The 26,715-nt window shown below is 72.2% G+C and carries 21 protein-coding genes; 12 read left to right on the forward strand and 9 right to left on the reverse strand.

The annotated features are described in order from the left end of the window. Positions 1 to 148: 148 nt before the first annotated feature. The 9 genes from ACLBYG_RS17100 (at position 149) to ACLBYG_RS17140 (ending at position 9,146) form a co-directional block, all read left to right on the forward strand. The gene (locus ACLBYG_RS17100; RefSeq protein ID WP_020093982.1) at positions 149 to 1,090 is read left to right on the forward strand and encodes an ABC transporter permease; all 942 of its coding nucleotides are present in this window, start codon (positions 149 to 151) and stop codon (positions 1,088 to 1,090) included. Further along, on the forward strand, positions 1,087 to 2,061 hold the full coding sequence (locus ACLBYG_RS17105) for an ABC transporter permease (protein ID WP_082558120.1): 975 nt from the start codon (positions 1,087 to 1,089) through the stop codon (positions 2,059 to 2,061). The genes ACLBYG_RS17100 and ACLBYG_RS17105 overlap by 4 nt, the downstream gene beginning before the upstream one ends. Beyond that, complete coding sequence (locus ACLBYG_RS17110; RefSeq protein ID WP_020093980.1) at positions 2,061 to 3,074, forward strand: ABC transporter ATP-binding protein; 1,014 nt, start codon at positions 2,061 to 2,063, stop codon at positions 3,072 to 3,074. Before ACLBYG_RS17105 ends, ACLBYG_RS17110 begins: the two co-directional genes overlap by 1 nt. Then, the gene (locus ACLBYG_RS17115) at positions 3,071 to 4,087 is read left to right on the forward strand and encodes an ABC transporter ATP-binding protein (protein WP_447682172.1); all 1,017 of its coding nucleotides are present in this window, start codon (positions 3,071 to 3,073) and stop codon (positions 4,085 to 4,087) included. Before ACLBYG_RS17110 ends, ACLBYG_RS17115 begins: the two co-directional genes overlap by 4 nt. Positions 4,088 to 4,218: 131 nt before the next feature. Beyond that, positions 4,219 to 5,358, forward strand: coding sequence for an amidohydrolase/deacetylase family metallohydrolase (locus ACLBYG_RS17120; RefSeq protein ID WP_447682173.1), 1,140 nt, complete (start codon positions 4,219 to 4,221; stop codon positions 5,356 to 5,358). A 155-nt stretch (positions 5,359 to 5,513) separates the two neighbouring features. Continuing rightward, on the forward strand, positions 5,514 to 6,284 hold the full coding sequence (locus ACLBYG_RS17125) for an ABC transporter ATP-binding protein (RefSeq protein WP_447682174.1): 771 nt from the start codon (positions 5,514 to 5,516) through the stop codon (positions 6,282 to 6,284). Then, on the forward strand, positions 6,277 to 7,209 hold the full coding sequence (locus ACLBYG_RS17130) for an ABC transporter permease (RefSeq protein ID WP_447682175.1): 933 nt from the start codon (positions 6,277 to 6,279) through the stop codon (positions 7,207 to 7,209). Before ACLBYG_RS17125 ends, ACLBYG_RS17130 begins: the two co-directional genes overlap by 8 nt. 168 nt (positions 7,210 to 7,377) lie before the next feature. After that, on the forward strand, positions 7,378 to 8,466 hold the full coding sequence (locus tag ACLBYG_RS17135; RefSeq protein ID WP_447682176.1) for a YeiH family protein: 1,089 nt from the start codon (positions 7,378 to 7,380) through the stop codon (positions 8,464 to 8,466). 227 nt (positions 8,467 to 8,693) lie between these two features. Further along, the gene (locus ACLBYG_RS17140; protein ID WP_026605051.1) at positions 8,694 to 9,146 is read left to right on the forward strand and encodes a MucR family transcriptional regulator; all 453 of its coding nucleotides are present in this window, start codon (positions 8,694 to 8,696) and stop codon (positions 9,144 to 9,146) included. On the opposite strand, the gene ACLBYG_RS17145 is transcribed toward ACLBYG_RS17140, so the two are convergent. The 6 genes from ACLBYG_RS17145 to ACLBYG_RS17170 form a co-directional block, all read right to left on the reverse strand. After that, positions 9,119 to 9,463, reverse strand: coding sequence for a hypothetical protein (locus ACLBYG_RS17145; RefSeq protein WP_447682177.1), 345 nt, complete (start codon positions 9,461 to 9,463; stop codon positions 9,119 to 9,121). The two genes, ACLBYG_RS17140 and ACLBYG_RS17145, sit on opposite strands and share 28 nt — an antisense overlap. Before the next feature lie 188 nt (positions 9,464 to 9,651). Then, positions 9,652 to 11,256 (reverse strand): ABC transporter ATP-binding protein, encoded by a 1,605-nt coding sequence (locus ACLBYG_RS17150; RefSeq protein WP_447682178.1) that lies wholly within the window; start codon positions 11,254 to 11,256, stop codon positions 9,652 to 9,654. Positions 11,257 to 11,260: 4 nt separating this feature from the next. Beyond that, positions 11,261 to 12,682: a M20 family metallopeptidase gene (locus ACLBYG_RS17155; protein WP_447682179.1), complete on the reverse strand. Its 1,422-nt coding sequence runs from the start codon at positions 12,680 to 12,682 to the stop codon at positions 11,261 to 11,263. Positions 12,683 to 12,837: 155 nt separating this feature from the next. Beyond that, a complete protein-coding gene (locus ACLBYG_RS17160; RefSeq protein WP_447682180.1) occupies positions 12,838 to 13,773 on the reverse strand; it encodes an ABC transporter permease in 936 nt (311 codons plus the stop codon). 10 nt (positions 13,774 to 13,783) lie between these two features. Then, a complete protein-coding gene (locus ACLBYG_RS17165; RefSeq protein WP_042669601.1) occupies positions 13,784 to 14,701 on the reverse strand; it encodes an ABC transporter permease in 918 nt (305 codons plus the stop codon). A 224-nt stretch (positions 14,702 to 14,925) separates the two neighbouring features. Continuing rightward, positions 14,926 to 16,458, reverse strand: a complete 1,533-nt coding sequence (locus ACLBYG_RS17170; protein WP_056533748.1) for an ABC transporter substrate-binding protein — start codon at positions 16,456 to 16,458, stop codon at positions 14,926 to 14,928. A gap of 170 nt (positions 16,459 to 16,628) precedes the next feature. On the opposite strand from ACLBYG_RS17170, the gene ACLBYG_RS17175 reads away from it, so the two are divergent. Next, positions 16,629 to 17,531, forward strand: a complete 903-nt coding sequence (locus tag ACLBYG_RS17175; protein ID WP_091927007.1) for a LysR family transcriptional regulator — start codon at positions 16,629 to 16,631, stop codon at positions 17,529 to 17,531. A gap of 29 nt (positions 17,532 to 17,560) precedes the next feature. Here ACLBYG_RS17175 and ACLBYG_RS17180 read toward each other — a convergent pair whose 3' ends face one another. Continuing rightward, positions 17,561 to 18,328, reverse strand: a complete 768-nt coding sequence (locus ACLBYG_RS17180) for a CDP-diacylglycerol diphosphatase (RefSeq protein WP_447682181.1) — start codon at positions 18,326 to 18,328, stop codon at positions 17,561 to 17,563. 159 nt (positions 18,329 to 18,487) lie between these two features. On the opposite strand from ACLBYG_RS17180, the gene ACLBYG_RS17185 reads away from it, so the two are divergent. Further along, positions 18,488 to 19,561: a DUF2891 domain-containing protein gene (locus tag ACLBYG_RS17185; protein WP_447682199.1), complete on the forward strand. Its 1,074-nt coding sequence runs from the start codon at positions 18,488 to 18,490 to the stop codon at positions 19,559 to 19,561. Positions 19,562 to 19,732: 171 nt separating this feature from the next. On the opposite strand, the gene ACLBYG_RS17190 is transcribed toward ACLBYG_RS17185, so the two are convergent. Together ACLBYG_RS17190 and ACLBYG_RS17195 are read right to left on the reverse strand one after the other, a co-directional pair. After that, complete coding sequence (locus ACLBYG_RS17190) at positions 19,733 to 20,038, reverse strand: hypothetical protein (RefSeq protein WP_091681020.1); 306 nt, start codon at positions 20,036 to 20,038, stop codon at positions 19,733 to 19,735. Between the two features lie 100 nt (positions 20,039 to 20,138). Continuing rightward, positions 20,139 to 22,997 carry a PAS domain-containing protein gene (locus ACLBYG_RS17195; protein WP_447682182.1) on the reverse strand — a complete coding sequence of 953 codons (2,859 nt, stop codon included), beginning with the start codon at positions 22,995 to 22,997 and terminating at the stop codon, positions 20,139 to 20,141. 321 nt (positions 22,998 to 23,318) lie between these two features. On the opposite strand from ACLBYG_RS17195, the gene ACLBYG_RS17200 reads away from it, so the two are divergent. Beyond that, complete coding sequence (locus ACLBYG_RS17200; protein ID WP_447682183.1) at positions 23,319 to 26,624, forward strand: DEAD/DEAH box helicase; 3,306 nt, start codon at positions 23,319 to 23,321, stop codon at positions 26,622 to 26,624. The last annotated feature ends 91 nt before the right edge of the window (positions 26,625 to 26,715 follow it).

Raw genomic sequence — 26,715 nt, forward strand, 5'->3', positions numbered from 1 at the left:
TGTCCCTCTCCCGCACGGGAGCGGGGGCGCGTCGCGCTCCGCCGCCGGCGTTCGCGCCCGACCCGGACGCGTGAAGGTCGGCACCCGCGAGGGGGGCAGGGGCGGCCGCACCCGCCGCGCCCTCCCGCCCACAGCCTAGCGAGGCCCCATGCTCGGCTATATCGGCAGGCGCATCCTCGCCACCATCCCGGTCATGGCGGTGGTCGGGCTGTTCGTCTTCAGCCTCCTCTACTTCGCCCCGGGCGACCCGGCGGCGATCATCGCGGGCGACCAAGCGACCCCCGACGACGTCGCCCGCATCCGCGCCACGCTCGGCCTCGACCGGCCGTTCCTGGTGCGGTTCTGGGAATGGTCCTGGCAGATCCTCCACGGGGATCTCGGCACCTCGATCTTCACCAACCTGCCGGTCACCACCATGATCGGCCAGCGGGTGCAGCCCACCGTCTCGCTGATGCTCGTCACCCTGGTCTTCGCCATCGTGGTGGCGGTGCCGCTGGGCGTCGTCGCCGCCTGGAAGGCCGGCAGCCTGATCGACCGCCTCGTGATGGGGCTCGCCGTGACGGGCTTCTCGGTGCCGGTCTTCGTGGTCGGCTACATCCTGGCCTACGTCTTCGCCCTCGAGCTCGGCTGGCTGCCCGTGCAGGGCTACACGCCGATCGAGCAGGGCGTGTGGCCCTGGCTGTCCAACCTGATCCTGCCGGCGGTGACGCTCGGCCTCGTCTACATCGCGCTGATCGCCCGGGTGACCCGCGCGACCATGCTCGACGTGCTCCAGCAGGATTACGTGCGCACGGCCCGGGCCAAGGGGCTGTCGCAGGGGCCGGTCCTGTTCGTCCACGCTCTCAAGAACGCCGCGGTGCCGATCGTCACCGTGATCGGCATCGGCATCGCGTTGCTGATCGGCGGTGCGGTGGTGACCGAGACGGTCTTCGCGATCCCCGGCCTCGGGCGCCTCACCGTCGACGCGATCCTGCGGCGCGACTACCCGGTCATCCAGGGCGTCGTGCTGCTGTTCAGCTTCGTCTACGTGCTCGTGAACCTCGCCATCGACCTCTTCTACACCGTGCTCGACCCGAGGATCCGCTATTGACCGCGACCGTCGCGCCCTTCCCCAGCAGCGCCCCGCAGGCGGGCGCTCCGCCCGAGGGGATCACCCCCAAGGCGCCCCCGCCGCCGGGCCTCGCCGTCGCGGCGCCGCTGCCCGACGTCATCCCGGCCCGCAAGCGCCGGGGCCGGGTCTGGACCTATGTGCGCCGCAACCCGACCATCGTGGTCGGCGGCGTGCTGCTCCTCATCGTCTTCCTGATGGCGGTGCTGGCCCCCTATCTCGGCACCGTCGACCCGACCGCCCTGGCGCCCGCCAAGCGCACCCGGGCCCCGTCGGCGCAGTACTGGTTCGGCACCGACATGCTCGGCCGCGACGTCTACTCGCGGGTGGTCTACGGCGCCCGGGTCTCGCTGCTGGTCGGCTTCTCGGTGGCGTTCCTCGCCTCGGTCGCGGGGCTCGCGGTCGGCCTCGTCTCCGGTATGGTGCGCTGGCTCGACGGGATCGTCATGCGGGTCGTCGACGGCATGATGTCGATCCCGCCGATCCTGCTCGCGGTCGCGCTGATGGCACTCACCCGCGGCTCGGTCCAGAACGTGATCATCGCGATCACCATCGCGGAGATCCCGCGCGTCGCCCGCCTCGTGCGCGGCGTGGTGCTGTCGCTGCGCGAGCAGCCCTACGTCGAGGCGGCAGTCACCACCGGCACCCGGATGCCGGCGATCATCTGGCGCCACATCCTGCCCAACACGCTGGCGCCCATGACCGTGCAGGCGACCTACATCTGCGCCTCCGCGATGATCACCGAGGCGATCCTGTCGTTCATCGGCGCGGGCGTGCCGCCCTCGACGCCCTCCTGGGGCAACATCATGGCCGAGGGCCGGGCCCTCTGGCAGGTGAAGTTCTACATCATCCTGTTCCCGGCCATCTTCCTCTCGATGACGGTGCTCGCCGTGAACCTCGTCGGCGACGGCCTGCGCGACGCCCTCGACCCCCGCATGGCGAAAGACGTCTGATGAGGACCGGCAGCATGAGCGGCACCCCCCTCCTGTCGATCGAGAACCTGCAGGTCCATTTCCGCACCCCCGACGGGGTGAACCGGGCGGTGGACGGGGTCTCGTTCGCGATCCAGTCGGGCGAGACCCTGGCGATCGTGGGCGAGTCCGGCTGCGGCAAGTCGGTGACCTCGATGTCGATCCTGCGGCTCCTGCCCGAGCCGCCGGCCCGCATCGCCGGCGCCATCAAGTTCGAGGGCAAGAACCTCCTCGACCTGCCGAACAGCGCCATGCGCAAGATCCGCGGCAACGACATCAGCGTGATCTTCCAGGAGCCGATGACCAGCTTGAACCCGGTGCTGACGGTCGGCCGCCAGATCGGCGAGACCCTGCGGCTGCACCAGGGGCTCGGCCGCCGGGAGGCCGAGGAGCGGGCCGTGGAGATGCTGACGCTGGTCGGCATCCCCGAGCCGCGGCGCCGGGTGCGGGAATACCCGCACCAGCTCTCCGGCGGCATGCGCCAGCGGGTGATGATCGCCATCGCGCTCGCCTGCTCGCCGAAGCTCCTGATCGCCGACGAGCCGACCACGGCGCTCGACGTGACCATCCAGGCCCAGATCCTCGACCTGATGCGCGACCTGAAGGCCCGGGTCGGGGCCGCGATCATGCTGATCACCCACGATCTCGGCGTGGTGGCCGAGGTCGCCGACCGGGTGGTGGTGATGTATGCCGGCCGCAAGGTCGAGGAGGCGCCGGTCCGCGAGCTGTTCCGGTCGCCGCGCCACCCCTACACCCGCGGCCTGATGGGGGCGGTGCCGAAGCTCGGCGCCGTCGAGCACGGCGCCGACGCGCGGCTCGCCGAGATCCCCGGCATGGTCCCGAGCCTGAAGGGCCGAATCGAGGGCTGCGTCTTCGCCGGGCGCTGCCCGGACGTCACCGACCTGTGCCGCGCCTACGCGCCGGCCCTGGAGCCGAAGGCGCCGGGCCACCTCGCCGCCTGCCACTACGCGCCGAAGGACGCCCTCGCGGCATGAGCGCCACGCCCGCACCCGCCGCCCGCACCCTGCTGGAGGTCAACGACCTCAAGAAGCACTTCGCCCTCGGCGGCGGCCTGTTCGGCCAGTCCAAGCGCGTGCTCAAGGCGGTGGACGGCCTGTCCTTCACGGTAGCCCGGGGCGAGACCCTCTCGCTCGTCGGCGAGTCCGGCTGCGGCAAGTCCACCGTCGCCAAGGCGCTGATGCGCCTCTACGCGCCCACCGCCGGCCAGGTGGTGCTCGACGGGCGCCGCATCGACGACCTCTCGGCCGGAGCGCTCCGGCCCCTGCGGCGCCACATCCAGATGGTGTTCCAGGACCCGTTCTCGTCGCTCAACCCGCGGATGCGGGTGCGGGCGATCCTGGCCGAGCCGATCCGCAATTTCGGGCTGGCCCGCAACGCCGCCGACCTCGAATCCCGCCTCGCCAGCCTGATGGAGCGGGTCGGCCTGCCGCGCGAGGCGCTCGGGCGCTTCCCGCACGAGTTCTCGGGCGGGCAGCGCCAGCGCATCGGCATCGCCCGGGCGCTCGCCGCCGAGCCGGACCTGATCATCTGCGACGAGGCGGTCTCGGCGCTGGACGTCTCGGTGAAGGCGCAGATCGTCAACCTGCTGCGCGACCTGCAGCGCGAGCTCGACCTCGCGATGCTGTTCATCTCGCACGACCTCGCCATCGTCGAGCACATGACCCACCGCGTCGCGGTGATGTATCTCGGCAAGATCGTCGAGATCGGGCCGCGCCGCGATCTCTTTCTCGCGCCCAAGCACCCCTACACGCAGGCGCTGCTCTCGGCGGTGCCGATCCCCGAGCCCGGGGCCGGGCGCACCCGCATCGTGCTCAAGGGCGACGTGCCGAGCCCGATCAACCCGCCGTCGGGCTGCCGCTTCCACACCCGCTGCCCGCACGCCTTCGACCGCTGCCGGACCGAGGTGCCGGGCCTCGACGCGGTCGGCGCCGGCCACTTCGCCGCCTGCCACCTCAACGACACGGCCGCCCCCGCCCGGGCGGCCTGACGGCGCCGTCTTTGCGCGCGCAGCGAAGCAAGCCAGTGCGGCGCGCGATCCCCGAGCGTGGCGGATCCCTGGGTCGCTTCGCTGCGCGCGATGACGGATCGGATCCCTGCAGACGGCTTCTGGAGACAACCGTGCAGCACGACCTCATCCTGAAGGGCGCGCGGGTCATCGACCCGTCGCAGAACCACGACGGGCTCTGCGACGTCGCCTTCGCGGACGGCCGGGTCTCGGGCTTCGGCCGCGACCTGCCGGCCGGACCGGGCACGCAGGTGCGCGACATGGAAGGCGCCATCGTCACGCCGGGCCTGATCGACCTGCACACCCACGTCTACTGGGGCGGCACCTCGCTCGGCATCGACGCCGACGAATTCTGCCGGACCTCGGGGGTGACAACCTCGGTCGATACCGGCAGCGCCGGGCCCGGCAACTTCGCGGGCTTCCGCAGCCACGTGATCGAGCGGTCGCAGGCGCGGATCCTCGCCTACCTGCACGTCTCCTTCGCGGGCATCTTCGGCTTCTCGAAGACCATCATGGTCGGCGAGAGCGAGGATCCGCGGCTCATGGCGCCCCGGGAGGCGGTCGAGGTCGCCGACGCCAACCGGGACGTGATCGTCGGCATCAAGGTCCGGGTCGGGCGCCACGCCTCGGGCGACCAGGGCACCGCGCCCCTCGACATCGCCCTGCAGGTCGCCGAGGAGACCGGCCTGCCGCTGATGGCCCATATCGACGAGCCGCCGCCGAGCTACGAGGAGGTGCTGGCCATGCTGCGGCCCGGCGACGTGCTGACCCACGCGTTCCGGCCCTTCCCGAACTCGCCCATCACGGCCCAGGGCGCCGTGAAGCCGGCGCTCCGCGAGGCGCGGGCGCGGGGCGTGATCTTCGACATCGGCCACGGCAAGGGCTCGTTCGCCTTCAGGACGGCGCGGGCCATGCTGGCGGGCGGCTTCCTGCCCGACACGATCTCGTCGGACGTGCACCAGCTCTGCATCGAGGGGCCGGCCTTCGACCAGGTCACCACCATGTCGAAGATGCTCTGCCTCGGCATGAGCCTCACCGAGGTCGTCGCCGCCTCCACGGTGAACGCCGCCGTGGCGCTGAAGCGGATGGAGTACGGGACCCTGAAGGTCGGAGCGCTCGGCGACGCCACGGTGCTGGCTGTGCGGGATGGCGCGTTCGACTACGTCGACACGCGCGGCGAGCACATGGCGGGCGACCGGCGGATCACCGCCGAGGGCGTGGTGCTGAAGGGCCGGTGGTGGCACCCGGCCTGACCCGTCGGGCCTGACGATCGGGACGAAGATCCCATCGCATACAAAATATCGACCTTTACAGCCTCTTCCGCGGGCCGATACACTTTCCCGTGAGGGGCGGACCATCTCCGGCCCTCAGCGAAACGCGGTTCAAACCGCGGCGCCAGGGAGGATGGATGGACACGGGTCAGCCTCTGCTGGAGGTCGACGGCGTCACGCTCCGCTACAAGACGCCCGAGCACCTCGTCACGGCCACCTACCGGGTGAGCTTCCGGGTCTGGCCCGGGGACCGCTTCGTGCTGCTCGGGCCGTCCGGATGCGGGAAGTCGACCCTGCTCAAGGCGGTGGGCGGCTACATGGCGCCGACCGAGGGCGAGATCCGCCTGAAGGGGCGCTCGGTCACCGAGCCCGGCCCCGACCGGATGATGGTGTTCCAGGAATTCGACCAGCTCCTGCCGTGGAAGACGGTCCGGCAGAACGTGGTCTTCGCCCTCGAGGCCTCGGGCCGGCTGAAGGGTCGCGAGGCCCTGGACCGGGCGAACCTCTACATCGACAAGGTCAACCTCACGAAGTTCGCCGACAGCTACCCCCACACCCTGTCGGGCGGCATGAAGCAGCGCGTCGCCATCGCCCGCGGCATGGCGATGGAGCCCGACATCCTGCTGATGGACGAGCCCTTCGCGGCGCTCGACGCGCTCACCCGGCGACGCATGCAGGACGAACTGCTCGCCCTGTGGGAGGGCACGCGCTTCACCGTCCTGTTCGTCACCCACTCGATCCCCGAGGCGATCAAGGTCGGCTCGCGCATCCTGCTGCTCTCGCCCCATCCCGGCGAGGTGAAGGCCGAGCTCAACAGCGCCGAATCGCCGGAGGCGGCGCTGCAGCTCGAGGGCCGGATCCAGCACATGCTGTTCTCGGAAGAGATCCAGGAGGCGGAGAATGTCTAGCGCGCAAGCCCTGAGCGGCGCCCCGCTGGCCGGGACGGGTCCGGCGCCGCGCCTCGCGGCCCTGCCGCCGTCCGGCCGGCCCGAGATCGTGCGCGAGACCGGCCACGCCCACGGCGCCGCGGTGGTGGAGAAGCCGCTGTCGATCACCGAGCGCCTCTACAACCAGGCGTGGCTGCGCAAGATCGTGATCCTCGTGCTCCTCGCCGGGATCTGGGAGGCCTACGGGCGCTATCTCGACAACGACCTCCTGTTCCCGACCTTCACGGCGACCGTGGAGGCCTTCTTCCGGGGCATCGCGGACGGCACGCTGCCGGCCCGGGCCTGGAGCTCGCTGAAGGTGCTGCTCATGGGCTACGCCGCCGGCGTCGCCCTGGCGACCGTGCTCACCGGCGTCGCCATCGCGTCGCGGATCGGGACCGACCTGCTCGAGACGCTGACGTCGATGTTCAACCCGCTGCCGGCGATCGCGCTCCTGCCCCTGGCGCTGATCTGGTTCGGCCTGGGCAACGGCAGCCTGATCTTCGTGCTGGTCCACTCGGTGACCTGGGCGATCGCCCTCAACACCCATTCGGGCTTCCTGTCGGTGAGCCGCACGCTCAAGATGGTCGGACGCAATTACGGGCTGTCGGGCCCGCGGCTGATCGGCAAGATCCTGATCCCGGCGGCCTTTCCCTCGATCCTCACCGGCCTGAAGGTCGGCTGGGCCTTCGCGTGGCGCACCCTGATCGCCGCCGAGCTGGTCTTCGGGGTGTCGTCCGGGGCGGGCGGCCTCGGCTGGTTCATCTTCGAGAACAAGAACATGCTCGACATCCCGAACGTGTTCGCCGGGCTGCTCACCGTGATCCTGATCGGTCTCGTGGTCGAGAACCTGATCTTCCAGACGATCGAGCGGCGCACCGTCCAGCGCTGGGGCATGCAGGCCTGAGCGGGGGCCGGCCTCGGGCGGAGTGCTTCGCCCGAGGCCGGCCCTGATCTCTGCGGAGACGGGTCTTCTCGCATGTTGCTCGAATAGAGATCGAACTTCTCTGTTGCGACGGTGCGGCGAACGTTTTCTTCCTATAGGCTCCGCTGACGACCCCCGGAGCCCGTTCCCGTGAGCCCTGACGCCCCATCCAAGACGGCCCCGACGCCGGCCCGCCCCGACCGGGGTGGCCGGTCGGACACGGCCGCCTCGGTCTTGCCCGGCATCGGCCTGTGCGCGGTGATCACCGCGGTGGCGATGGCCGCGCAGGCGGTGGAGGAGCGGGTCGCCGGTCACCCCTACATCGAGGCCCTGGTCCTGGCGATTCTGATCGGCATCGCGGTGCGGACCGCCTGGACGCCCCCGGCGCAGTTCCGCACCGGCATCGCCTTCTCGGCCAAGCAGCTCCTCGAGGTCGCCGTGGTGCTGCTCGGCGCCTCCCTGAGCCTCGGGGCGATCCTCGCCTCCGGCCCGGCGCTGCTGGCCGGCATCGTCGGGACCGTGGTGCTCGGCATCGCCGCCAGCGTGGCGATCTGCCGGGCGCTCGGGCTGCCGGCCCGGATGGCGATCCTGGTGGCCTGCGGCAACGCCATCTGCGGCAACTCGGCCATCGCGGCGGTCGCGCCCGTGATCGGCGCGGAGGCGAAGGACATCGCCGCCGCCATCGCGTTCACCGCCGTCCTCGGCGTGCTGATGGTGCTCGGGCTGCCGCTGTTCGTGCCCCTCGCGGGCATGACCGACAACCAGTACGGGGTGCTGGCGGGGCTCACCGTCTACGCGGTGCCGCAGGTCCTGGCCGCGACCGTCCCGGTGAGCCTGCTGTCGACCCAGGTCGGCACCCTGGTCAAGCTGGTGCGGGTGCTGATGCTCGGCCCGGTCGTGGTGGTGTTCTCGCTGATCGCCCCGCGTCTGCCGCAGGCGGCGGGGGCGCCGCCGCCGCCGTCCCGTCCAGGCTTCACCAAGCTGGTGCCCTGGTTCATCCTCGGCTTCCTGGCGCTGGCCACCCTGCGCTCCCTGGGCCTCGTCCCGGACCCGGCGGTGAAGCCGCTGACCCAGCTCGCCGGCGTGCTCACGGTCCTGTCCATGGCCGCCCTCGGCCTCGGGGTCGACGTCCGGGTCCTGGCCCGGGTCGGCGGCCGGGTCACCCTCGCGGTCACCGCCTCCCTGGCGGTCCTGATCGCCCTCAGCCTGACGCTGATCCGCGCCCTCGGGATCGGGTGACGCCGCGCGCGGTCTTTCCCGCCGCGCGCGCTCCCGACGCGTGTAACAGGCATTCCATCGGCACCTTTGTGCAGGTGACCGGAGCCTTTCGCGCCGGCGATCCGGCCCATCCGCACCGAAAAGCGCTTCGGGTGATCATCCCTCAGTCAAGACCGTCTTGACACATACGCGGTTTTTGCTTTGGAACCGCAGGCATCGTCGTCGAAAGCTTCGTGTGGACTCGCGCAGTGCCTGAAAAGAATCCCGAGAACAGCCTCAGGTTGGTCACGCTGGTGGGCGAGATCGTCGCCGCCTACGTCTCGAACAATTCCGTTCCGCCGACGGCCCTGCCCGAGCTGATGGCGAGCGTGCACGCGGCCCTGGCATCCCTCGACGGGCAGGCGCCGGCGGCCGCGGTCGAGCCGGCCGTGGAGCGGCCGACGCCGGCCCAGATCCGCAAGTCGGTCCAGGAGGACGGGATCGTCAGCTTCATCGACGGCCGGACCTACAAGACCCTGAAGCGCCACCTCACCGCCCACGGCCTGACGCCGGAGCGGTACCGCGAGCGCTACGGTCTGCCGGACGATTACCCGATGACGGCGCCGGGCTACGCCGCGCAGCGCTCCGCGCTGGCGAAGGCGATCGGCCTCGGCGTGCCCGGCGGGCGCGTCGATCAGCGCAGGACGGGCACCGGCGGCTGATCGGCGGCGCGGCAGGGGGCCGCGCGCGGCGCGGTCTCGCTCCGCCGCCCCTGGAACGGCAGCACCTGCGCGGGGGCCGGCTCGGATCGGCCGGGCTCGGCGCGGCCCGGGCGGCCGAACGTGTCGGCCCAGCTCAGTTTGATCACCCGGTTGTCCGCGGCCGCGGGCTCCTCCGCGGGGCGCGGCGCCTTGCGGTTCGCGGCGCCGATCCAGCGCACGATCCGGTGCTCGCGCCCGCGGCGGAGCACCGGCGGCAGATTCGTCTCGCTGCGCTTGCGGTTCGGCCGGATGTCGTCGGTCTTGTCTGAGATCGACACGCTCGATAGCCCTGTCCCCGTGCGAGGTGCGGGCGGGGACGGATAGCGGGTGCAGCCGTGGATCCGCCGGGGTGCTCCACCCTCGACAACGGCGCTATCCTACTGAACTTGCAGGATCCGGACAGGGCGGTCCCGTCCAAAAAACTTGTCTCTGCGTCCCAGATTGGCCCGTCCGGGGCCGGAACGGCTCAGGAGGCGCGCGCGCCCGGCACCGCGGCGAGCAGGGTGCGGGTGTAGGCGTGCTCCGGCGCGGCGAACAGGTCCGCGGTGCCCCGCATCTCCACGATGGCGCCGCGGTGCATCACGGCGATCCGGTCGCAGATCGTGGCGGCCACCCGCAGATCGTGGGTGATGAACAGCATCGCCAGCGACAATCTCTGCTTCAGGTCCTCCAGCAGGTCCAGCACCTGCCGCTGGACCGAGACGTCCAGCGCCGAGACCGCCTCATCGGCCACCAGCACGTCCGGCTCCATCGCGAGCGCTCGGGCGATGCCGATGCGCTGGCGCTGCCCGCCCGAGAAGGCGTTGGGGTAGCGGGCGGCGGCCTTCGGATCGAGACCGACGAGGTCGAGGAGGCTGCGCGCCCGCTCCCGGGCCTCGGCGGCCGGGACCCCGTGGGCGATCGGGCCCGCCGTGATGATCTGCTCCACGGTGCGCCGCGGGTTCAGCGACGCGAACGGGTCCTGGAAGATCATCTGGATCCGGCTGCGCTTGTCGCGCAGGTCACCGCTCTTGAGCACTGTGTAGTCGAGTTCGCCCAACCGGACCGTGCCGCCGTCGGGCTCGATCAGGCGGATCGCGAGCCGCGCCGTGGTCGACTTGCCGGAGCCGGATTCACCGACGATCCCCAGGGTCTCGCCGCGGCGGACGTCGAACGAGACCTCCTTGACGGCCGCGACGACCCGCGGCTTGCCGAACAGGCCGGAGCGCCCGGAATAGGTCTTGGACAACCGGTTCACGGAGAGCGCGACCGGGGCCGCCTCCAGGGGCGGGCGCGGCGGCGGCGTCAGGCTCGGGACGGCGGCGAGCAGCGCCTTGGTGTAGGGCGCCTGCGGATTGCGCAGCACGGCCTCGGCGGTGCCGGATTCGACCAGCCGTCCGCGCTGGAGCACCGCCACGTGGTCGGCGATCTCCGCCACCACGCCGAAATCGTGGGTGATGAACAGGACGCTCATCCCGCGCTTCCGCTGCAGGTCGCGGATCAGCCGGAGGATCTGGGCCTGGGTGGTGACGTCCAGCGCCGTGGTCGGCTCGTCGGCGACCAGCACCGAGGGCTCCAGCGCCAGCGCCATGGCGATCATCGCCCGCTGCCGCTGGCCGCCGGAGAGCTGATGCGGGTAGGCCCGCACCGCCTCCTCGGGGTTGGGAAGCCCGACCTCGGTGGCGAGCGCCACTGCCCGCGCCCAGCGCTCGCTGCGGGTGAGCAGGTTGTGCGCCTCGAACATCTCAGCGATCTGGTCGCCGATCCGCATCACCGGGTTCAGCGCCGTCATCGGCTCCTGGAACACCATGGCGATGCGCCGGCCGCGCAAGCTGCGCCAAGCGGGCTCGTCGAGGGTCAGGAGATCCCGGCCCTCGAACAGGATCGTGCCGGCGGTGGGTTTCAGCGCCCGGGGCAGGAGGCCGGTCAGCGCGTAGGCGCTCATCGACTTGCCCGAGCCCGATTCCCCGACGACGCACAGGATCTTCCCGGCCTCGAGGTCGAGGTTCAGGCCCTCGACCGCGTGCGGGCGATCGGCGCCCTTGGGGAGCGCGATCGTCAGATCGCGGATGCGGACGACCGGCTCGCTCATCGTGTCAGGCCCTCGCTGTGCGGCGGCGGAGGATGTCGGGTCCGGCCTCGGCCAGATCCCAGAACAGGCCGGCCATGATCGCCAGGCCCTCGCGGGTGCCGGAGGCGAGCATGTGCTCGTCGGGCCCGTGCTGGCGGCAGGCCGGGTAGGAATGCGGTACCCAGAGGGTCGGCAGGCCCAGAATCTCCGAGAAGGCGTCGTTCGGCAGCGAGCCGCCGAGATTGGGCAGCAGCGCCGGCTTTTTTCCGCTGCTCGCCTCGATCGACTGGAGCGCCCACTCGACCCAGGGATCCTCCACGGGCAGCCGCGTCGCCTGGAAGACTTCCGCGGCGCGGGCCGGCCGGACCTCGATCATCGGGAAGCCGTGCGCGTCGAGATGGGCGCGCACGTTCCGGATCAGGTTCTGCCAGTCGGTGCCGACCACGAAGCGCAGCTGCAGGGTCGCCTTGGCGTGGGGCGGCACGGCGTTGAGCGGCCCGTCCGGGTCGCCGGTCTTGAAGGCCAGCACCTCCAGCGTGTTCCAGGCGAAGACCCGCTCGGCCGGGGTGAGGCCCGGCTCGCCCCAGTCGGTGTCGATCGTGGGCGCGGTCGGATCCTCGCCGACCCGGATGTCGGCGAGCGCCGCGCGCACGCCCTCGGGGATCGGCGGCGGCCGCAGGGCCTCCACCAGGATGCTGCCGCGGGCATCGACCATTGAGGCGATCGCCGAGGCCAGCACCGTGCCGGGGTTGCGCAGCAGGCCGCCCCAGTTGCCGGAATGGTGCGGACCTTCCCGCAGGTTCAGGCTCAGCTCGAAATTGTAGGCGCCGCGGGAGCCCAGGAAGAGAGTCGGGCGCTCGCCGTTCAGCCGCGGCCCGTCCGAGGCGATCAGCACGTCGGACCGGAGAGCCTCCGCCTGCTCCCGGCAGAACGGCCGCAGACCCGGGGAGCCGGATTCCTCGCCCATCTCGATCAGCAGCTTCACGTTGAAGCCAAGATGGCCCTCGCGCGCCGCGATCACCTGCTCCAGGGCGGCGAGGTTGAGGACGTGCTGGCCCTTGTTGTCGGCGGTGCCGCGGCCGTACCAGCGGTCGCCCTCGACCACGATCTCCCAGGGGCCGAGGCCCTCGCGCCACTGCTCGGGATAGCCGCGCACCGTGTCGCCGTGGCCGTAGATCAGCACGGTCGGCAGGTCCACGCCCTCGCGCCGCTCGGCGATCAGGAACGGGCCGTGCACCCCGTCGGGGTTGGGGAAGATCTTCGGGGTCTCGAAGCCGAGGCGGGCGATCAGCGGCGCGATGAAGGCGTCGAGATAGGCGCGGAGCGCCGCCTCCTGGCCGGGGGCCTGGCTCTCGGTCGGCATCGCCACCGCCTCCCGCAGGAGCGCGAGGAACGCGCCTGAATCGAAGGCTTCGGTGGCGCGCGCGATGGCGGCGTCTCGCGTCATGGTGTGATCTCAGGCGAAGGAAAGGGGTGTCATTTGTTCGCGCGGGCGGCCCCACCCGTCATTGCGAGCGTAGCGAAGCAACCCAGGGAAGCGGGACCTCCCGGCAGCGTGGCGCCGCCCTGGATTGCTTCGCTGCGCTCGCAAAGACGACGGCATCAATGGCGTGCCTCGGGGGCGGTGATGTCGCGCAGGCCATCACCTAAGAGATTGATCGCCAGCACGAGGAGGAGAAGCGCCACGCCTGGGATGGTGATCACCCAGGGCTGGAAGAACATGTACTGCTTGCCCTCGGCGATCATCAGGCCCCAGGAGGGCAGGGGCGGCTGCACGCCGAGCCCGAGGAACGACAGGGCGGCCTCCAGCAGGATCGCGTGGGCCATCTCCAGGGTCGCCACGACGATCAGGGCGTTCATGATGTTGGGCAGGATCTCCTGGCGAATGATGCGCAGGTCGGTCAGCCCCGCGGCGCGGGCGGCCGAGATGAAGTCCTGGTTGCGGATCTGCTGGGTCGCGGCCCGGGTCACCACGGCGAAGCGGTCCCAGAGCAGGAAGCCCAGCACCAGCACCACCACCTTCAGGGAGCCGCCGACCAGCGCCGCCATGGCGAGCGCCACCAGCACCACCGGCATGGCGAGCCGGGTGGTCACCACGTAGCTCACCACCGAATCGACCCAGCCGCCGAAATAGCCGGCGCACAGGCCGAGCGTGGTGCCGATCAGCCCGGAGATCAGCGCCGCCGAGATCCCGATCAGGAGGGAGATCTGGCCGCCGTAGAGCAGGCGGCTCAGGTAGTCGCGGCCGAGCTTGTCGGTACCGAGCACGTGCTCCCAGGTGCCCTTGGCCTGCCAGATCGGCGGGATCAGGCGGCGGGACACGTCCTGCGCGTAGGGGTCGTGCGGCGCGATGAGCGGGGCGGCGAGTGCCGCTAGCACGATCAGCCCGAGGATCCCGGCCCCGATCAGGAAGCCGGTGTGGCGCAGGCCCCGCCGCAGGATCAGGCGGGTCGGGGAGGGGACCGGCGCGAGCGCGACCGGCGCGTCCGGGGGCAGGGCGGGGGCGGCGAGCGCCGCCGTGTCGGGGGGGAGGCTCATCGGCGGATCCTCACGACTGGCGCAGGCGCGGGTCGAGGAAGGCGTTCAAGAGGTCGGCCGCCAGGGTCAGGCCGATGTAGATCATGGCCAGAACCAGCACGATCGCCTGGACGACGGGGAAGTCGTTGCGGGCGATCGATTCCCAGGCGAGCTGGCCGAGGCCCTGGAGCGAGAACACCGCCTCGATCACGATCGAGCCGCCGAGCATGAAGCCGAACTGCACCGCCGACAGGGCGATCACCGGGATCACGGCGTTGCGCAGCGCGTGCCGCACCAGGATCTTCCGGGGCGGCAGCCCCTTGGCGCGGGCGGTGCGGACGTAGTCGGAGGCCAGCACCTCCAGCATGCCGTTGCGGGTGAGCCGCATCACCGCCGGCATCGCGTAGTAGCCGAGCGCCACTGCGGGCAGGACGAAGTTCTTCCAGGTGGCGTTGCCCGAGACCGGCAGCCAGCGGAGGTTGACGGAGAAGATTAGGATCAGCGTCAGGCCGAACCAGAAGCTCGGCATCGCCTGGCCCAGCACCGAGACGGCGAGCGCCGTCCGGTCGATCCACGTGTCCCGCTTCACGGCGGCGACGACGCCGAGGGGAATGGCCACGAACAGCGCCACGGCCAGCGCGATGATGCCGAGATAGAGGGTGATCGGCAGGCGGGCGGCCAGCAGGTCGATCACGCTCTCGCGGAAGTAGAAGGAATTGCCGAAGTCGAGGTGCAGCGCCCGCCAGCCCCAGGTGAGGAACTGGGTCAGCAGCGGCTGGTCCAGGCCGTAATCCTGGCGGATCTGGGCGATCTGCGGCCCGGTGGCCTCAGGGCCGGCGATGGCCGTGGCGAGGTCGCCCGAGAGGTGGAGGAGCAGGAAGCTCGCCACCGAGACCGTGAAGGCCACCGCCAGGGCGACCAGCACGCGCCGGAACGTGAAGGCCAGCATGGCTCAGGCTCCTGCTGTTTCCCGTCGATCACGTCGGATCATGACGGAGCGTTCTCTCCTCCCCTGGCGATCCCGGGCTTGCCCGGGATCGCTCAAGCTTGCGGGGAGGAGCCGGAGGTGGTGGTGGTTCAGGATCAAGCGGAGCGGTGCCGTCTGCACCACCCCCACCCCTGACCCCTCCCCGCAAGGGGGAGGGGAAAAGCGGCGCGCCACGGCCACCATCATCACTTCCACGACGCCGCGTAGAAGCGCGCCACCTCGTCGGGCTGGGCGGTGAAGTTGAGGTCCGACGTGAAGGCGTAGTTGGTCGAGTAGGAGAACATCGGCAGCGCGTAGGCCTGCGCGGCGATCCGCTGGAGCGCCTTGGCGTAGGCGGCCTTGCGCTTCTCGGGATCCATGGAGCTGTCGCCCTCCTGCAGGTCGGCGATCACCTGCGGATCCTTGGTCAGGTCCTCCTCGCCGCCGCGGAAATACACACCGTCGAAGGCCGAGACGTCGAGCACCGAGAACGACCCCCAGGTCTGGTAGCCGATCGAGGTCTTGCCGGCCCGCAGCGCGTCGCGGAACGCCGCGTAGCGCAGGTAGTTGAGCCGCGCCTTGATGCCGACGGCGCCGAGATAGCCGATCACCGCCTCGGCGTAGTCGCGCTCGCGATAGGCGCCGAGGTCGATCTCGAACCCGTTCGGGTAGCCGGCTTCCTTGAGCAGCGCCTTGGCCTTGGCGGGGTCGTAGGGGTAGCGCATCACCCCCTGGTCGGTGCAGCCGAACTGGTCGACGAAGCACAGCGCGTTCATCACCCGCGAGGCGCCGCGCACGAGGTTGTCGACCATCGCCTTGCGGTCGATGGCGTAGGAGATCGCCTGCCGGACGCGCACGTCCTTGAGCGGCGAGTTCTCCTTCGCCCGGCCCAGCGTGTCGAACTGCAGGAACCCGACCCGCATCGTCTCGGAATTGAGGACCGTGATGTTGGGCGCGGCGCGCAGCTGCTCGGCTTGGTCGCTCGGCACCCGCCAGATCCAGTCGACGCCGCCGGTCATCAGCTCGGCCATCCGGCTCTCGCCGTCCGGGATGACGCGGAACTGCAGCTTGCCGATCTTCGGCTTACCCAGAGGACTCTCGGCCCAGTACTTGTCGAACCGCTCCATGGAGACGCCGCGGCCGCTGTCGACCTTGGTGATCCGGTACGGGCCGCTGCCGACCGGCGCCTTGGCGAAACCGTCGAGGCCGACCTTCTTGAAGTAGTTGGCCGGGAAGATCGGGGTCGGGCCGGCGAGGTATTCCAGCGCCGCCGGGAACGGGGCCTTCAGGTGGATGCGCACGCTGTGCGGGCCGGTCACCTCCACCGACTTCATCCAGTCGACGTTCTGGCGGGTGACCGTGCGCGCTTCGGGGGTCAGCACGTAGTTGAACGTGAAGGCCACGTCCTCCGGCCCGAGCGGGTCGCCGTTGTGGAAGACCACGCCCTCGCGGATCGTGAGGTCGAGGGTCGTGTCGTCCGCCCATTTCCAGGCGGTCGCCAGGAACGGCTTGTAGGTGCCGTCCTTGGGATCCCGGTACAGCAGCGTGTCCCAGCAGTTCCGGGCCAGGATCACGCCCTCGCGGGCGCTGTTGTGGTACGGGCTGACGTTCTCGGGCTCGCTGTCCGACGCGTAGACCAATGTGTCGTTGGCCTTGCCGGCCAGCGCCGGGTGGGCAGCGATCAGGGTCGCGAACGAGGCGGCCAGGGTGGCGGCTCGGGTGAGGGTCCGTAGCGGCATGCAGGCTCCGACGGCGCGGCGGACAGGCCCGGCGGACGGTTCCGCGGCTGCCGCGTTTTTCACCCTGCCATGGTGTTGTGCATCTGGGATCGCAACAAGTAGAATTTAGCGAGTGCTGCGTTGCCATATCGGCAATGTGCACAGCACCATACAGCGCATCGAGCACGATAATGCAGAGTACGGGCCTGCGCTACTTCCTGGCCGTGGCCCGCACCGGGTCGATCGCGGCCGCCTCGTCCCAGCTCAACGTCGCGGCCTCGGCGATCAGCCGGCAGATCGCCAACCTGGAGGCCGAGCTCGACTGCGTGCTGTTCGAGCGCCGCCCGCGCGGCATGGTGCCGAGCCCGGCCGGTGAGCTGCTGGCGCAGCACGCCCATCAGGTGCTGATCCGCTCCGAGCAGGTGGTCACCGAGATCCGGGAGCTGGAGGGGCTCGCCCGCGGGCTGATCCGGGTCGCCTGCTCGGAGGGCTTCTCCCTCGACATCGTGCCGAACGCGATCGCGGCCTTCCACGCGGCCCATCCCGGCATCCGCTTCGAGGTCACGGTCCAACCCCCGGCCCAGGTCACCCAGACGGTGTCGGTGGGGGATGCCGATCTCGGGATCACCTTCGCGCTGACACCCACCGCGCAGGTCGAGGTGCTCTACGACGGGCAGGTCGACATGCTGGCGCTGGCCGCGCCCGACCATCCCCTCGCGCGGGCGCCGGCCCTGCGCCTCGTCGACCTGCTGGAGTATCCCGTCGCCCTGCCGACCCGGGACACGACCCTGCGGCAGGTCTTCGACGCCGCCTGCGCGCACGAGGGCATCGCGGTGGAGCCGGTGCTGACCTCCAACACGCTCTCGGCGCTGCTGCCCTTCGTGCGGCGCTCCCGCGGCATCGCCCTGATGTCGGCGCTGTCGGTGCAGACGCCCCTGCGGCTCAACGAGCTTGTCAGCCTGCCGATCCAGTCCCGGACGAGCCTCGCCCGGAGCGTGAAGATCCAGGCGATGCGCGACCGGCGGCTGCCGAAGGCGGTGCGGGCATTCCTGCGCCAGCTGCTCGACGCGCTGCCACCCCCGCGCTCGCCGTGACACCCTCGACGCGCTCGGCCCGCGGGCGCTCAGGCGCCGCCGCGGGACGCAGCGACGGTGCAGCTGTGGTCCATCACGTCCTCGGCGCTGGCGCTCGGCGCCCGGTAGGCCAGCAGGATGTAGCCCGGCTCGGGATCGCCCGGGGGCGTGGCGAGCGCCGCGAAGCTCGTCCGGTGCAGGTCCGGCCGGGCGCCCGGCAGGGTGTGCAGGGCCGCGAACGGGTTGAACTGCGCGGCCTCCGCCTCCGGCACGCGCAGGGCGTAGTAGCGGTCGCCGGCCAGCGGCACCGGGAAGCGGCCCCAGCTGTGGCGGACCTGCCGGCCGTGCGCCCGGATCGCCTTGAGCACGCTCGGCTTCAGGCAGTCGAGGTGGATGTGGAGCTGGTCCTGGCTGCGGCCCCGAGCCGAGTTGACCGCGAGCCCGACCTCCGCGGGGGTGAGCCTCCCCTTCAGCACGTCCGACACGAGCGGCCGCGCCGCCAGGGCCGCCCGCCAGTAGGCGGCACCGCGCGGTCCCCGCAGGACCGGCGCCTCCAGGCCCGGCACGGTGTCGGTGGGCATGACGACGCTGTGGGTCGGCTCGCCGGGCGCGCGCAGGACCGCCGAGCCGGGACGGTCACCGTCCCCGAGATCGACCGACAGGCACGGGAAGGTCCGGTTGGCGAGCCGCTTGGCGAGGACGCAGGTCTTCAGGGCGGCCCACAGCACGTCGCGGCTCGGGTCCGGCGCGGCGGCGGCCGGTGCCGCGGCGGCCGCCAGAGCCGCGACGAGGAGGGCGGCGGGCGGCGCGCGGCGCATGGGGGCTCCCGGTGAGGCCGGCGCGTCCGGCCCGGCCTCACCGCGATAGCCGATCCGGGGCCGTGCCGGCAAAGGATCCGCGAGCCCTGACGCCGTGCCGGGAAACCCGCTATGCCGGCGGTCGCCGAGTCCCCGCAGAACGCCCGCCGGAATGCCGCGATGACGCCCGCGCCCGCTCCCACGCTCACCCGCGACATCGCCGCGCGCTTCGCCGCCGTCGCCCTCGGCCATGTCGGCCGCGAGTATCCGAACAAGCCGGGCCACGTCCTGGCCGGGCCGGCGGATGCCCGCACCCCCGCGGCCCTGCACCCGGCCTTCCACGGCAGCTATGACTGGCATTCCTGCGTCCACGGCACGTGGCTGCTGGCGCGGGTGCTGCGGCTGTTCCCGGACGGCCCGCAGGCCCCGGCGATCCGCGCCCGGCTCGACGCGCAGCTGACTCCCGCGACGGTGGCGGGGGAATGCGCCTACTTCGCCGCCCCGACCGCTAGGGGCTTCGAGCGGCCCTACGGCTGGGGCTGGCTCCTGAAGCTCGCCCACGAACTCGCCGCGCTCCCCGAACGCCGCTGGTCCGAGGCCCTGGCGCCGCTGGCCGCGGTGATCGTCCGGCGCTTCGCGGAGTTCCTGCCGGTGGCGTCCTACCCGGTGCGGGTCGGGACCCATTTCAACACCGCCTTCGCGCTGCGCCTGGCGGCCGATTACGCGGAGGGCGCGGGGGATGCCGGGCTGACCACTCTGCTGCACGACACCGCCGTCGGCTGGTACGGGGAGGACGCGGATTGCCCGGCCTGGGGCGAGCCCGGCGGCGACGACTTCCTCTCCTCGGCGCTGATCGAGGCGGAGTGCATGCGCCGGCTGCTGCCGCCCGCCCGCTTCGCGCCCTGGTTCGACCGGTTCCTGCCCGGTCTCGCGGCGTCCCGGCCCGCGACCCTGTTCCGCCCCGCGGGCGTGACCGACCGCTCCGACGGGAAGATCGCCCATCTCGACGGGCTGAACCTCAGCCGCGCGTGGTGCTTCCGCGCGCTCGCCGCGTCCCTCGGCCCGGACGATCCCCGTCGGCCGCCGCTCCGCGCGGCCGCGGAGGCGCACCTCGCGGCCGGGCTCCCGCACGTCACCGGCGACTACATGGGCGAGCACTGGCTCGCGACCTTCGCGCTGCTGGCCCTCGAGGCCGGTGCCGAGACCGGTACCGGGACCGTTGCTCTGGGCGAGGCCCGGGACGGCGGGAAGTAAATCTGAGAGATTCTTGAGATCTGTCCGTCGCGGGCCATGTCGACGACTGCCCGGCGACTGACCGACGACAACAAAAAAAGGACCGCCCTCAGGAGAACGGTCCGGAAGTCTAGGGAGGAAACGCCCACGAGGGGCTGCAAGACAGCGACGCCGTCGCTGTCTTGCCTGCCGTCAACCCGACAGGGACGGCCTTGTTCCTGGCTCCGGCCCGCCGCGCGGCAGGGCCCGCCCGCCCGGGACCGCCGTGAGGCCGGCGGGGCGGCGCGGCTCGCCGGGGCCGAACTCGGCGCGGTAGGTCCGCTCCAGCGTCATGAGCCCCCGCAGGGGCCCCTCGGCCAGATCGAGGAGCCGCGCGTCGCGCCAGCGCAAGGTGCGGCCGAGGCGGCGCCGGAACCAGCGCCCGCGCTCCTCCTCGACGAGCAGGACCAGCTTGCCGGTCCAGGTCCGGCGGAACCAGAAACGTCCGGTCAGCGGCATGGCGGTCGAGGCCCCGGTGGTGGATGGGGATAGACTACATCCGGATCCCGTCTGCGTGAAGATTTCCGGATGATGCGCCGATGAATTCTGGCGAAGACTGTTAATCGGAAGCGGGTTCCGGCCGTGCGCGGGCGTCCGGCTGCCCGCCCCGCCGCGCCGCCTCGGAGAGGACCTGGGCGAGCTGCTCGGCCGAGTAGGGCTTGCGCAGGAGGGCGAAACCGTGGGCGTCGTCCTCGGCCAGGACGTGGCTGTAGCCCGAGGTCAGCACCACCGGCAGGTCGGGGCGGCGGGTCCGGAGCTGCCGGGCGAGGGCGAAGCCGCCCATCCCCGGCATGACCACGTCGGAGAAGACCGCGTCGAACCGGTCCGGCGCCCGGTCGAGTTCGGCCAGCGCCTCCTCGGCGGATTTCGCCCAGACCGGCGCGTGGCCCAGATCCTCCAGGATCTGGGTGCAGAAGCGCCCGACCCCGAGATTGTCCTCCACGACGAGGATGCATAGGCCCCGCCGCGGCTCCGCCTCCGGGCGGGCCTCGCGGTCGGCCTCGGACACGGCGGCGGGCGCGGCGACCTGCGGCAGGTAGAGCGAGAAGGTCGTGCCGTGGCCGAGCGCGCTCGCCACGTCGATGTCGCCGCCCGACTGCTTGGCGAAGCCGATGACCTGGCTGAGGCCGAGGCCGGTACCCTTGCCGACCTCCTTGGTGGTGAAGAACGGCTCGAAGATCCGTCCCAGATCCGCGTCCGGGATGCCGGCGCCGGTATCGGAGACCCGCACGGCCACGAACGGTCCCTTCGCGCCGGCATGCCCGCGGATCGGCGGCATCGGGCTATCGCCCTCCAGCCGCAGGGTCAGGCTGCCTTCCCCGTCCATGGCATCGCGGGCGTTGACCGCCATGTTGATCAGCGCGGTCTCGAACTGGCTCTGGTCGGCGCGCACGTAGCGGGGCGTCGCCGGCAGGTCGATGGCCACGCGGATGCGCGCGCCGGTGACCGAATCGAGCATGTCGGCGATGCTGCGCAGGCGCGCGCCGATGTCGAACACCTGGGGTTTCAGCGCTTGGCGCCGGGCGAAGGCGAGGAGCTGGCCGGTGAGCCTGGCCGCCCGGTCGACGGTGTCGGAGACGGCGTCGAGGTAGCGGCGCCGGCGCGTCTCGGCCAGGTCCGGCCGGCGCAGGAACTCCACGGACGACCGGATGATGGTCAGGAGGTTGTTGAAGTCGTGCGCCACCCCGCCGGTGAGCTGGCCGATGGCCTCGAGCTTCTGCGACTGGCGCAGCGCCTCCTCGGCCTGGCGCTGCTCGGTGATGTCGCGCCCGAAGCCGTAGAACAGCCCGTCCTCCGGAACGACGGTCCAGAGCACCCGCCGCCGGTCGCCGGCGCGGGTCAGGCAGGCCAGTTCGATATCCTCGACCCGGCTGTCCGCGCAGAGCGGGCGCAGCGCCGCCTCGGCCGCCGCGCGCTCGGTGGGGGCGAGGAAGTCCAGGGCCGGTCGGCCGACCGTCTCGGCCTCCGACCAGCCCAGCGCCCGGCTCCACGAGGGGTTCACCAACTGGACCCGCCCGGTCCGGTCCGAGACGAGCTTCAGCACCGGCGACAGCGTCCAGACCCGGTCGCGGTCGCGGGTCTGGGCGGCGACCTGCGCCTCCAGATGCTCCGCCCGGGACTGGAGCAGGACCTCGTTCCGCTTCCGCTCGGAGACGTCGTGGGCGAAGACGTAGAACCCGTCGACGCGTCCGTCCGGGCCGCGGCGCGGGAGGTAGCGGGTGTCGGCGATCCGGGCCTGGCCGTTCGGGAAGGTCCAGGCCCATTCCTCGCGGACCTCCTGACCGGCGAGCGCCCGCTCGATGCCGGCGCGCCGGGCCTCGAACGCGCCGGGGCCGAGGAGGTCGCCGACGGTCCGCCCGACGACGGCGTCGGGCGCCTGGCCGGTCCAGGTCTCGTAGGCGGCGTTCGCGAACCGGTAGGTCAGGTCGCGGTCGATGAAGGCGATCAGGACCGGCATCGCGTCCGCGACCAGCCGGAGTTCCGCCTCCCGGGCCCGGAGCGCGTTCTCGCTCCGGCGGCGCTCGGTGATGTCGTTGAACAGGATCGCGACGCGGTTCCGCGCCGGCCCGTCCACCCGGTAGGCGTGCACGTCGTACCAGCGGCCCAGCGCCGCGGCGGCCTGCTCGAATCGGACCGGCTCGCCGGTCAGGGCGACCCGGCCGTATAGGTCGAACCAGTGCTGCTCGAGGTCGGGGGCGAGGTCCCGCATCCGGCGGCCCACCGGGGCCCGCAGGCCGGTCTGTCGCTCGAAGGCGGGGTTGACCTCCAGGAAGCGGTAGTCGACGGGCCGGTCGCCGTCGGCGAACTCCATCTCGATCAGGCAGAAGCCGGCATCGATGAAGGTGAACAGCGAGCGGTAGCGCTCCTCGTTCCGGCGCAGGGCCGCCTCGGCGTTCCGGGATTCCAGCTGCGTCATCACCGTCCGGGCGAGCGCCTTCAGGATGAAGAGCTGCTGGTCGGTCAGCGTGCGCGGGACGCGGTCGAGGACGCAGAGCGTCCCGATGGCCCAGCCGTCCGGCGTCACCAGGGGCACGCCGGCGTAGAAGCGCAGGTGCGGGTCGCCGGTCACGAGGGGGTTGGCGGCGCTCTCCGGCTCCGCGGTCAGGTCGGGCAGCACGAGGGCGCCGTCCGCGCGCATGGCCTCGGTGCAGAAGCCGAACGCGAGCGGCATCGCCCGCGCGGCGTGGCCGAACGCGGCCTTGATCCACTGCCGGTCGGCGTCGACGAAGTTGATGTGGGCCATCGGCGTGCCGCAGGCCTGGGCGGCCATCTCGGCGATCTCGTCGAACGCGCGCTCGGGCGGCGTGTCGAGGATCGCGTAGGCGCGCAAGGCGGCGAGCCGCTGGGGATGCTGGGGCTCGAAACCCGACGGTCGGGATACTGTCTCGTTCGGCGACACGGAGCCGTCATAGCTCAAGCTTTCGCTTCTCCCTAGTGAAACTCTGCATCGCGCGTCCGGCGGCGGGACCAGGGCAAGCATTCCGCGATCGTTCAAGACTAGACAGTCCCGCCGGATCATCGGTGGGGGTACGATTTCACGCGCGCCGTTCAAGTCTTGCTGGTCCGGCCGACCGGGCTTCGGGCGCCCGCCGGGATCTCTTCCTGCCTCGCCCGTCGCGGGCTCCGCGAAGAGCTCGGGCGGGCCGCGCGCGGCGGCTGTGGATCGGATCGCCGCGGCCGGGAGCCCGCGGGGCCGGTGCGGCGTTGCCGGCTCACGGGGGATGGATTCGGATCAGGCATGGCCAAGCGCAGGACGAAGGCGGGCGCCCGGCAGGGGCAGGAGGACGCGCCGCTGATGCCCACCGGCGCCCTGGCGGTGGCGCTCCTGGCCTTCGCCGAGGGGCCCGGGCCGGTGGTGCACGTCGCTCGGGACGCCCGCCGCCTCGAGGACCTCGCCGCGACCCTGCGGGCGCTCGATCCCGACGCGCGGGTCGCGGTCTATCCCGAGTGGGACTGCCTGCCCTTCGACCACGCCTCGCCGTCGCGGGCCACGATGGGCGCCCGGGCCGCCGTGATGCGCTGGCTGACCGACCGGGACGCGCTGCCGGACTTCGTGCTGACGACCGCCCCCGCCCTCGTGCAGCGCGTGCCGCCGCCGGAAACCTGGGCCTCGGCCCGCGTGACGCTCCGGGTCGGCGATCCCCTCGACGTCGCGGCCGCGACCGCCGACCTCAAGCGCCTCGGCTACATCCTCGACGAGCGGGTCGACGAGCCCGGCGAGATCGCCGTCCGCGGGCGCACCGTGGAGGTGTTCCCCGCCGCCGCGCCGCTTCCCTGCCGGATCGAGCACGCGGCGGGCCGCGTCACCGCGATCCGCTCCTACGACCCGATCTCGCAGCGCTCGGTGGCGGAGGCCGACGAACTCGTCATCGACCCGGCCACCGAGATCGTCCTGGAGCCCGGCTCCGGCCAGAGCTTCGAGCCGTTCACCGGCCAGGAGCACCGCCTGGACCGCTACTACCCGCGCCTCGTCACGCTCCTCGACTACGTGCCCGAGGCGCGCCTCGCGGTCGAGGACGGCACGCAGGCCCGGATCGACGCCTTCTTCGAGCAGATGGACGAGGCCCGGGGCCGGCTGAAGACCCGCGACGCGCCGGCGGGGCCCGGCACCGGCCTCTACCTGACGCCGGAGGCGTGGCGCGCCGTCGTGGCGGATCGCGGCCGGCTCGCCGCCACCGAGGCGGCCGGCGAACCCCGCGCCATGCCGCGCTTCGCCGGGGAGCGCCGGCCCGGCACGGCCTTCGCCAAGGTCCTGCGCGCCCGTCTGAAGGCCGGCGACGTCGTCGTGCTCGCCGGCTCGGTCCGGCCGCTCCGACGCCTCGTGCGCCAGGCGGGCAAGATCGCCGAGCGCCCGATCCGCCTGATCGACGCCTGGGCCGACGTCGCCGAGGCGGCGCCCGGCGACGTCCTCGCCCTGGAGGCCCCGCTGGCGGCCGGCTTCCGGGTGCCCGAGCAGGGCGCCACCGTGATCGCGGCGGCCGACCTGTTCGGCCCGGAGGCCGCCGTGACCGGGGCCGCCCGTGCGATCCTGCCGATGGGCGAGGTCGACCTGCGCCCCGGCGACGTGGCGGTCGACCGGGACCACGGCCTGTGCGTGTTCGAGGGGCTGGAGCCGGTCTCCGCGCCGGGTGCCGCGCAGGACGGGGAGCCCTCCGAGGCCTTGCGCCTGCGCTTCGCCGGCGACGCGATCCTGATGGTGCCGGTCACGCAGGCCGACCGGATCTGGCGCTACGGGTCGGAGCCCGACGCCGTCACCCTAGACAAGCTCGACGGCGGCACGTGGCCGCGGCGCCGCCTGGAGGCCGAGGCCACCATGGCGCGGACCGCCCGCCTGATGCTGGAGGCCGCCCGGGCCCGCCGGGAGACCGAGGCGCCGGTCCTGGCGCCGCCGGCCCGCGAGATGGAGCGGTTCGCCGCCGGCTTCGGCTTCGCCCCGACCCCCGACCAGGGGGCGGCGGTCGACGCGCTGATGGCCGACCTCGCCTCCGGCCGGCCGATGGACCGCTTGGTCTGCGGCGATGTCGGCTTCGGCAAGACCGAGGTGGCGCTCCGGGCCCTCGCGGCCGCGATCTTCTCCGGCCGGCAGGCGGCGCTGATCGCCCCCACCACCGTGCTGGCGCGCCAGCACGCCGAGACGCTGCGCCGCCGCTTCGGCCGGTTCGGCGTCGAGGTGGCGCAGCTCTCGCGCCTCGTGGCGCCGGCCGAGGCCAAGCGCGTCAAGGCGGGGCTCGCGGACGGCTCGATCCGGCTGGTGGTCGGCACCCACGCGCTCGCCGGCAGCGGGGTGGCGTTCGCGGATCTCGGCCTGACCGTGATCGACGAGGAGCAGCGCTTCGGCGCGAAGATGAAGGCCGACCTGCGCCGCCTCGCGGATGGCGGCCACGTGCTGACGCTCACCGCGACGCCGATCCCCCGCACCCTCCAGGCGGCCCTCGTCGGCCTCCAGAGTCTCAGCGTGCTCGCCACGCCGCCGGCTCTGCGCCAGCCGGTCCGGACCGTGGTGGCGCCCTTCGACGCCGAGGCGGTCCGCGAGGCCCTCGTCCGCGAGCACCGCCGAGGCGGCCAGAGCTTCGTGGTCTGCCCGCGGATCGAGGACATCGGCCCCATGGCCGAGCGCCTGCGCGCCCTCGTGCCGGGCCTCGACATCCTGGTGGCGCACGGGGACCTCAAGCCCTCCGCCATGGACGAGGTCATGGTCCGGTTCGCGGAGGGCGATGGCGACGTCCTGCTCGCCACCGCGATCGTGGAGAGCGGCCTCGACGTGCCGCGGGCCAACACCATGCTGGTCTGGGAGGCCGCCCGGTTCGGGCTGGCACAGCTCCACCAGCTCCGGGGCCGCGTCGGCCGCGGCCAGCGCCGCGGCACCGTCCACCTGCTTAGCGACCCGGCCGCGCCCCCGCTGGCGGCGGCGCTGCAGCGCCTGCGCGCCCTGGAGGCCCTCGACCGCCTCGGCGCCGGCTTCGCGGTCAGCGCCCGGGACCTCGACCTGCGCGGCGCCGGCGACCTCGTCGGCGAGGATCAGGCGGGGCACGCCAAGCTCGTCGGGCTCGGCCTCTACCAGCACCTGCTGCAGCTGGCGCTCACCGCCGCCAAGGGCGAGCGCGCCGAGGACTGGAGCCCCGAGATCGAGCTCGGCCTGCCGAGCCGGATCCCCGAGGACTACGTTCCGGAGCCCGAGATCCGCCTCAGCCTCTACACGCGCCTGCTGCGCCTCCGCGAGCCCGAGGCGATCGAGGCGCTCGCCGGCGAGGTCGAGGACCGGTTCGGCGCGGCCCCCGCGCCGGTGCTCGCCCTGTTCGACCTCGCGCGGCTGCGCGCGTCCTGCTGCGCGCTGGGCGTCGCCCGGCTCCGGGGCGGGCCGCAGGGCGTCGCGGCCGACCTGCGGCCCGACCGGCCGCTGACCGCGATGGCCGCCGAGGCGGGGATCGTGCTCCGCGACGGGCGGGTGGTGTGGAAGCGGCCCTGCCCGGATGCCGCCGCCCGCGCGGCGCTCGCGACCGACCTCTTGGAGCGGATCCGCGCCGCCCGGGAACGTGAGGCCTGAGCAAAGGCCCGAGCGCGCCAGTCGAGCGTGATGCCGATCTGCGGTTGATCTTGCATCGACCGCTTCAAACCGCCACAGGCTGTCGCGCCAA

This window comes from Methylobacterium sp. D53M (genome assembly GCF_053345625.1).

Bases quoted from the DNA above. Each gene is read 5' to 3' on its own strand.
- ACLBYG_RS17110 (WP_020093980.1), top strand. From the start codon at position 2,061: ATGAGGACCGGCAGCATGAGCGGCACCCCCCTCCTGTCGATCGAGAAC.
- ACLBYG_RS17175 (WP_091927007.1), top strand. From the start codon at position 16,629: ATGCAGAGTACGGGCCTGCGCTACTTCCTGGCCGTGGCCCGCACCGGG.
- ACLBYG_RS17125 (WP_447682174.1), top strand. From the start codon at position 5,514: ATGGACACGGGTCAGCCTCTGCTGGAGGTCGACGGCGTCACGCTCCGC.
- ACLBYG_RS17165 (WP_042669601.1), bottom strand. From the start codon at position 14,701: ATGCTGGCCTTCACGTTCCGGCGCGTGCTGGTCGCCCTGGCGGTGGCC.
- ACLBYG_RS17200 (WP_447682183.1), top strand. From the start codon at position 23,319: ATGGCCAAGCGCAGGACGAAGGCGGGCGCCCGGCAGGGGCAGGAGGAC.
- ACLBYG_RS17170 (WP_056533748.1), bottom strand. From the start codon at position 16,458: ATGCCGCTACGGACCCTCACCCGAGCCGCCACCCTGGCCGCCTCGTTC.
- ACLBYG_RS17150 (WP_447682178.1), bottom strand. From the start codon at position 11,256: ATGAGCGAGCCGGTCGTCCGCATCCGCGATCTGACGATCGCGCTCCCC.
- ACLBYG_RS17190 (WP_091681020.1), bottom strand. From the start codon at position 20,038: ATGCCGCTGACCGGACGTTTCTGGTTCCGCCGGACCTGGACCGGCAAG.
- ACLBYG_RS17115 (WP_447682172.1), top strand. From the start codon at position 3,071: ATGAGCGCCACGCCCGCACCCGCCGCCCGCACCCTGCTGGAGGTCAAC.
- ACLBYG_RS17160 (WP_447682180.1), bottom strand. From the start codon at position 13,773: ATGAGCCTCCCCCCCGACACGGCGGCGCTCGCCGCCCCCGCCCTGCCC.
- ACLBYG_RS17180 (WP_447682181.1), bottom strand. From the start codon at position 18,328: ATGCGCCGCGCGCCGCCCGCCGCCCTCCTCGTCGCGGCTCTGGCGGCC.
- ACLBYG_RS17185 (WP_447682199.1), top strand. From the start codon at position 18,488: ATGACGCCCGCGCCCGCTCCCACGCTCACCCGCGACATCGCCGCGCGC.
- ACLBYG_RS17155 (WP_447682179.1), bottom strand. From the start codon at position 12,682: ATGACGCGAGACGCCGCCATCGCGCGCGCCACCGAAGCCTTCGATTCA.
- ACLBYG_RS17100 (WP_020093982.1), top strand. From the start codon at position 149: ATGCTCGGCTATATCGGCAGGCGCATCCTCGCCACCATCCCGGTCATG.
- ACLBYG_RS17130 (WP_447682175.1), top strand. From the start codon at position 6,277: ATGTCTAGCGCGCAAGCCCTGAGCGGCGCCCCGCTGGCCGGGACGGGT.